7 protein-coding genes and 1 pseudogene are annotated in these 7,395 nt (G+C 30.9%); 4 read left to right on the top strand and 4 right to left on the bottom strand.

All coding sequences use genetic code 11. The features are described from left to right. The 3 genes from Q0505_RS07800 to Q0505_RS07790 form a co-directional block, all read right to left on the bottom strand. The coding region (locus tag Q0505_RS07800; RefSeq protein ID WP_299210983.1) for a DDE-type integrase/transposase/recombinase at positions 1-909 on the bottom strand (909 nt) is incomplete at its 3' end. Positions 910-1,217: 308 nt separating this feature from the next. After that, positions 1,218-1,352 carry a hypothetical protein gene (locus Q0505_RS07795; protein WP_299210980.1) on the bottom strand — a complete coding sequence of 45 codons (135 nt, stop codon included), beginning with the start codon at positions 1,350-1,352 and terminating at the stop codon, positions 1,218-1,220. A gap of 291 nt (positions 1,353-1,643) precedes the next feature. Continuing rightward, positions 1,644-2,648: a hypothetical protein gene (locus Q0505_RS07790; RefSeq protein ID WP_299210978.1), complete on the bottom strand. Its 1,005-nt coding sequence runs from the start codon at positions 2,646-2,648 to the stop codon at positions 1,644-1,646. A 106-nt stretch (positions 2,649-2,754) separates the two neighbouring features. Here Q0505_RS07790 and Q0505_RS07785 point away from each other — a divergent pair, with 106 nt between their 5' ends. From Q0505_RS07785 to Q0505_RS07770, 4 genes and pseudogenes are all read left to right on the top strand, one after another. After that, complete coding sequence (locus Q0505_RS07785; RefSeq protein ID WP_299210977.1) at positions 2,755-3,759, top strand: hypothetical protein; 1,005 nt, start codon at positions 2,755-2,757, stop codon at positions 3,757-3,759. 27 nt (positions 3,760-3,786) lie between these two features. Then, the gene (locus Q0505_RS07780) at positions 3,787-4,524 is read left to right on the top strand and encodes a hypothetical protein (protein WP_299210974.1); all 738 of its coding nucleotides are present in this window, start codon (positions 3,787-3,789) and stop codon (positions 4,522-4,524) included. Between the two features lie 132 nt (positions 4,525-4,656). Then, positions 4,657-4,890 (top strand): hypothetical protein, encoded by a 234-nt coding sequence (locus Q0505_RS07775; protein WP_299210971.1) that lies wholly within the window; start codon positions 4,657-4,659, stop codon positions 4,888-4,890. Positions 4,891-4,939: 49 nt separating this feature from the next. Next, positions 4,940-5,344, top strand: a pseudogene (locus tag Q0505_RS07770) (transposase); the annotation flags it as partial. Positions 5,345-6,081: 737 nt separating this feature from the next. On the opposite strand, the gene Q0505_RS07765 reads toward Q0505_RS07770, so the two are convergent. Then, positions 6,082-7,281 (bottom strand): hypothetical protein, encoded by a 1,200-nt coding sequence (locus tag Q0505_RS07765; protein WP_299210968.1) that lies wholly within the window; start codon positions 7,279-7,281, stop codon positions 6,082-6,084. Positions 7,282-7,395: the final 114 nt, after the last annotated feature.

Genomic DNA, 7,395 nt, shown 5'->3' with positions numbered 1-7,395 from the left:
CTCACTTCCACCATCGGTAAGAAACTGCAATGTTGAGGGTTGGTGTGCTATGCACGCTTTTTGGATTAAAGATTTGATAGCAATTGCAGATGAACTCTTTTCTATATCATATCCTAGAATCATTTTTGAGTAATGATCGATAAGAAAATGAATACAGTGTTTTACGTTATCTGCTATTTTAAAAATAGTCACATCTGCACACCAAAGTTCATTAGGTTTTGAAGTCTTGACTGGATTATAGTTTTGAGATTTTTTATGTCTCGGTTTATTTTTAAACCCAAGCAATCGACAGTATTTATAAAAAGTAGACATGCAACAGTGTAGATTTCTATCTCGTAAAGCTATAAGATATATTGAAGCTTTTGACCAATGTTTGTAATTTTCATTCTCCATATAACTTTTAATCGTAGTTATCTCTTTTGGTAATAATTGATTTGGAAAACGCCTACTACACCAGTGAAAATATGCAGACTCACATTTATGAATGACTATAGATTTATAATTTTCAAAAGTACTTCTAGAGATATTAAAGATTTTGAGAGCGGTATCAATAGGAACAATATTTTTTATTGTCTCAATAGTATTAATTACCAATTCCTTTCGATTCTTGATAAGTGACTTTACACCTTTAACTTTTGAGATGATTTCATGGAAGGTGTCTGCCAATTTAAAATAGCTTTGATTAATCTTTTTGATGTTAGATGATTGGTTCAACCTCCTAATTAGATCAACTTCTTGTTTAAGAATTTCATTGATCTCACTATGCGTATATTTATTATCAGATTCGTGTTTCCAACGAGAGATATTAGAACTTGGAATCAGAGCTATTTGTTCTTTAGTGAGTATGTCTTGTAAAAGTCCGTGACGAGTAATATGTTTAATCGATGTATCGTAGGAAACTCTTTTCATTCTATAGCGTTTGAAAGAACAAAACTATGATAATTTAGAATTATACAAAGACCACACTTTGAATAACTTCCCTTATAAGGGATGCTTTATTTCAAAACTGTCGTAGAGATAGCAGTGCATTATTGAAGACCCTAAAATTGGAGAATTTATATTTAAACCGATAGAATTTGTTAATGATGTTGATTAGTAAATTTGATTATCGCTTTTAGCATCTTTCTTTTAGGATTAAATTATTTGTAGATGAGTTTACAAATATTAAAGTAAATTAAAATGATCCAAATTAGGATCATTTTAATTTACTTTAATATTTAATTACGACGCCTATCACTTCGGTCTTCTTCTTCTCTTAGTCGTTTTTCACGTTCTTGTTGTTTAATTCTTTCTAATCTATAATGTTCTCTTAGAACAGGATCTTGTTCGTTTTTAAATTCTTCTTTTGACATTTTTTATTCTTTTAAAAAGTTAATAACATACTGCAAGATAGTAAATTATATAAAAAATACAAAAAAATTATTAATTAACGTGAGTTCGATTTAACTATAGGGCACTAATCGTTAGAAACGCGATAAAAGTGTTCCAAAGATGGAACGCGATTGAAATAGAATACCTTAGAGTTAAGACAGTTTTTATAAAGCTGTCTTTCTCTTTTTTTGAAGTTCATTGGCATATTGAAAATTGATTTTAAATCAGGTTTATTAAAAATTACTTTTTAAGAACTTAGACTTGGATAACTATTATCTATTACATCCGATCTTGGCACTACATTCATTAAAACTCCTGTTGGCATCCAATCTGTTTACTTTGGCTTGTTTAAGTATTTCAGAAAACATGGATTTATCGATGTCTTGTCCTTTAATGATTTCTATAGGCGTTTTGCCATAAAGTCGACAAGGATACCTGTGATGATTGTAATATTCCATAAAAGTATCAAGACTTGTTAAATGTGAAGCTTGGTCTTCAGAATGTTTACCTCCCATAAATTCAGATTTGTAGATACTATGGGTAATTTCAGACATAGCATTGGAGAATGGAAACTCATCTGTCATTGCTATTATTTTTTTAACTACTGGAGGTGCATTAATATGTTTTACCCAAGAGAGTACTTCTCCTTTATTTTCAGAACCACCATCTGAAAGGATATAGATATCTTTTGTATGATTATAGAGATTGTATTTTTCAAAGGTTTCTTTAAGAAGTTCTTTAATAAACAGACTTCCTGCTTTTGCTGAAATTGATTTGTAATGCAGTAATCCTGATGAGAAGTTATCTTTTACAAAAGCTACTTTTTGTACTCCATCTTTGATGGTTTCTACATTAGTAATATCAATATGTAACCATTCAAATACATAGGATGTTTTAAAACCTTTTTTCGCTTTAGCTCGTATAGGTTTTTGTTTTACATATCCTAGCGCATTGGCATATTTTCTAAACGTAGTAATCCCACACCCAATAAGATTTTTACGTATGGCATCATAGTAGATTGTTGTTATTGGTTTTCTAGAGTTTTCAGAATCTTTAACCAGAAACTCGATATCAGTAACTTCTTTTAGTGTTAGTTGATTAGGGTATTGACGATAACATTTTTTAAATAGACTTGTTGAACACATTATCTTTCTTTTCTGAGCATAGTACCAGTCTTTAGAAATACCATAGAATTTACATGCCTTTCTAATGGTGACATCTGAAAACTGTGCCATATCTTCTACAGAAGTCACAATAATATCAGCATGTTGCTTCAATAGATTTTTATGATGCACTAACTCGTCTGTAAATCAAATTAAATACATTAATTTTATAATTTATTCAAGCAATGAAACGTTAAAAACAAATTGAATACAATTAATAATGAACTCAAAGAATTTTTCTGCTAAACTTAAGATTTTAGAATTAATACCTAAATATGAAAAATTAGGAATTAATCTATGCCAAGCAATAGAAATTCTTGTTAATGAAGAAAAAATTCCATTTCTCGCAATTAACTACCGCATAAAATCAAAAGAATCAATTGAAGAAAAAATAAAAAGAAAAAAGTATGATACTCCGATTGAACAACTTGAAGATATCTGCGGAATTAGAATTATTTGCTACTATCCAAGTGATGTCAATAAAGTTCAAAAACAGCTAGAGCAAGAATTTGATGTTTTTTCTAGTGAAAACAAACAGTCTGATTATAATATTAATGAGTTTGGATATCGGTCAGTTCATTTGATTGTTAAGGTCAAAAATGAATGGACTAAAACTCCTAATTATAGAGATTTAGGAGACTTAAAATCTGAAATACAAATTAGAACAGTATTAATGCATGCTTGGGCTGAAATTGAGCATAAACTTTCCTATAAGACAAAAGACCAAATACCTAAAGAATTTCAAAGAAACTTTTTCAGATTAAGTGCTAAACTAGAAGAAGCGGATGAACAATTTGAAGAATTGAAAAAATCAATTGAAAAAAAGACTAATCTGATAATTGAAGATGCAAAGAAAAAAGGAAAATTTAATGAAAATCTTGAATTCAATTTAGACAATTTATCTGCATTTTTAGATTTCACTTTCCCTAACAGGCTTAAAAATGAAGACTTAACAAGGAAGTTATTTAATGAAATGAAAAAATACAATTTAAAGTTAGCTGATTTAGTATTGGGATATGAAAGAGTAAAAGATATTATCTACAAATTTGAGCTAGAATCCGCAAAAGAGTTCTATGGATTAGATTTCGATATAGATGATTATTATAAAGCTCAAGTAGGAATAGCAAGAGTAGTTCTAACATTGACCAACGATGATTATTATGAGGTAAAACGAGAATTTGATGATTCAGGTATTACCGAAAAATATCGTAATAAAATTAAATAAATCTTGTTACTAGCAAAGCATAATCACATGAGACAGTTAACATTAAATGAAATAGAAGATAAATTCATAGGTTATATTTCTGATGTCGAATATTGCGAATTTTCCAATGTAAAAGATAAATTGACACAACTTATAAACTTCTTAATGCATCAAGATATTTCTAACCAAATACTTAAAAGAATAGAAAGTGATTATTCTGATATTAAGTTGAAATTAACAACCGAAAATAATAATTTTAGAAGCTTAGATAAGGAAAAAATAACACAAGAATTATTTACACCTGATATGCAGGGAGCATTTGCTTATTTCTTAATTCTTTTTAAATTTAATCAAGAAAGAAAATTAACACCGCACTATATAGAGTTATCAAGAGATTGGTATAATAAAGGAAAGAATTATTACGAATATCAAATAAATTTCAATAACTACTTTTTAAACCCACTTAAAGACCTGTTTTTATGGTATATCTATGAAAGTGAGACTAAATCTGTTTCAGACTATTTTTCATACAAAAGTCGTGATGAAATAAAAGAGCAACTTTTTGAATTAAAGGAAATGCTTATAAAACAAGGCTATGGTCAACAGATCATCTTTGATGAAATAGATGAATTACGAGAATTAACAGAACGAGTAAATAAAAAAAATTGGTTCGAATTAATTAAAGCTAAATTTATAGATTTGGCATTAAGTGGTATAATTTCAATAGAAACTGCTAAAAAAACAATAGAATTACTAACAGGTTCAGAAATAAGTCTATTAAAATAAAATACAGCTACTTAAGTTGTGTATAGTTTATATGTGAATGAATTTCTTAATGTAAGACTTTGCATTTTTTTTATTTTGATAGAGTAATACACAAACCGCTAGTGAAAATCTAAAAATAACGAATAAGTATATATGGCGACTATATTCGACATTAAAATCCTATGGTCTATGTTTAAAGATGCAGGTTTATATTTTACAGGTCAGGCATCAAAAAAGAATGAAAATATTGCACAAGCTCATCATTCAATTAATGATGCTTTTATCGAAACTTATGACTATTTACGAAATAATCAAGGTAATTATATTCCAAAACCAGAATTGGCGAAAGTTTGGAATCTAGTAGCTACTTCTGTAAGCTTCCCTTAAAACCGAACTGCTTAAAAGTAGAATAATAATCTTAATTTTAAACAGTATTATGAGAAAGAGTAAATTTTCACCGCAACAGATTGCAAGTATTTTAAAGGAATTTGACAACGGTAAGAGTGTTGATCAAATTAGCCGAGAACACGGGGTTAGTTCTGCTGCTTTTTATAAGTGGCGTTCTAAGTACGCAGGGATGAATTCCAAGGAGTTAAAAAGGCTCAAGGAGCTTGAAGAAGAGAATCGTAAGCTCAAACAGATGTACGCTACATTGGCTCTTGACCATCAAATGGCAAAGGAGATCATCGAAAAAAAGCTCTAAAGCCCTTTCGGCAAACGAGTTATCACTAAGGAACTTATTCATTACGTTATCAGTAGGGCGTGCCGTGTGTTAAATATGAGTAAGAGTGTTTATTATTATAAGCCACATTCTAAGGATGATACAGAGATAGAACAGGCATGCAACCTCTATGGTTATTTTACAGTAATGTGTCCCATTTATGGGATTTGTCACAAAATGAGATAGTTGTAAATAGTCTTTGAAAGCTAGAATTTAAATTAGAAGCTAAGTTGTTTTATCAACTTTGCTTTTAATGTTTTTAAAACTTGATTGATTATAGAAATATACTTTATAGGTGTTTTTCTTGATGTTAGAAGATTGATTTAATCTTTTAATAAGATCTACTTCTTGGGTGATAATTTCATTGATCTCGCAGTATTCGTATTTGTTGGCAAATTCATGTTTCCATCGTGAAATATTAGAGTTTGGAATCAGAGCTGTTTGTTCTTTAGTGAGTATGTCTTATAAAAGTCCGTGACGCTTACTATGTTTAATGGATGTATCGTAGGAAACTCTTTTCATTCTTTAGCGTTTGAAAGAACAAAACTATACTAATTTAGAATTATATAAAGAACACGCATTGAGCAACTTCCCTTATAAGGGATGCTTTATTTTAGAAGTGTCATAGAGATTGCAAGGCAGTCGCCCAAAGCCCTATTTTAGGAACGACCATTACCATAAAACGGTTAAAGATGAGAGGGTATATTAGTTTAATCGATTATTACAAACGAGAAGTATAATTATCGAACCGCCGTATACGAGACCCGTATGTACGGTGGTGTGAGAGGCGCAGTGGCGGTTATCTGACCGTCACCCGTCTACTCGATTGTAGTGCGTATTAATTCATTTAACTTTCATTATTCTAATTCGAAAATCTGAATTCTTTTCTTGTCCACTAAGCAAGCTAATTTTGTTGAACTTGGATGCCACTTAAATGCTGCATCAATGAATTCCACTTCACTAGAAGCTGTATTAAGAACCTCTTTACTTTCTTTAAAATCCCAAACAAGGAGTTTATAGCCAAATCTCTCACGGTTCATAAATCGGCAGGCAAGGTATCTGCCAGTGGTATCCCATGCAATATCTGATTGAGGAATTCCATAGCCCTCAAATGTTTTTAATATCTTCAAATCATCCGCACTTCGCACTTCTATTTCTCCATTCACTGCATACGATATTGCTATATATAGTCCACATGAGCTAAAAGAAATTACACCTCGGTCATACTTATTTCTAGCAATTGGTAGTTCAGTGGAGGTAACAATGGTAAAATCTTTCAACGAACGTACTGTTAAATCCTTTCCTAATACAGCTATCTTCTCACTACTTGGATGTTTAGAAAAATCCTGAAGTCCTGCAATCTTACCATATTCGACAATGTTATCCGCTTTGTAATCTATCAAAATCAAATCTTTCTCTTCGCTTAAAGAGTCATTATCCGCCACTGAATACAGAGCTACATACGAAACACTTGGTGATATATTCTCCAAGAGGTTTAATTTCCAAGATGAATATCCTTGGTTTGTGAGTGCATTTTTATCAATAGTAATTTTGGATGGCTGAAAATCTTCACTAGGATTATTTCTTTTCAACATGATGATAGATAAATCATTCTTTTTACTTAATGATATGATTTCGTAACCTTCTTTTGAGATTTTTAAATTCTCAATGTCGAATGGGAAATCATCTTTAGAAAAATGCTGTCTAACGTCATGCCGATAAACGTACAGATTGCCACCGTTTCCAAAGATTGTGTTCAGCCCACATTTAAGGGCAAACATTGTTGCATAGCTTTCGCTGCTACCAAGCATGTGCTTCTGATGTTGGCCAGAATTGACCAACCATTCATTGGCAGCAAGTTCACAATCGCAAGGAGTCAAAATGGAATAGCCATCCCAGTCAAAATTTCTTGTATGATGTCCTTCGTCTACATCACTTGATTGTCTATTAGAGAAGGCACTTAAAACTCCACCAACAAATTTGGTGAAGCCATCTTGTTCTCCCATATATTTAGCAACACCCAAGTCCAAAGTTTTTTTAAATGTGTTTAAGCTCATCTTAATCTAAATTTTGTTTTCTGTGCATATGCACTACAACGGCAGTCTGTCTCAAAACTGCCAATATTTTTCTAAATATAAGTTTTTCTAAGCTGCTCTAGGAATGAATTTGAA

Source organism: uncultured Dokdonia sp., assembly GCF_937910895.1.
Taxonomy (GTDB): domain Bacteria; phylum Bacteroidota; class Bacteroidia; order Flavobacteriales; family Flavobacteriaceae; genus Dokdonia.
The sequence above is the reverse complement of the archived record's forward strand: the minus strand, read 5'-3'. Positions and strand labels throughout refer to the sequence as shown.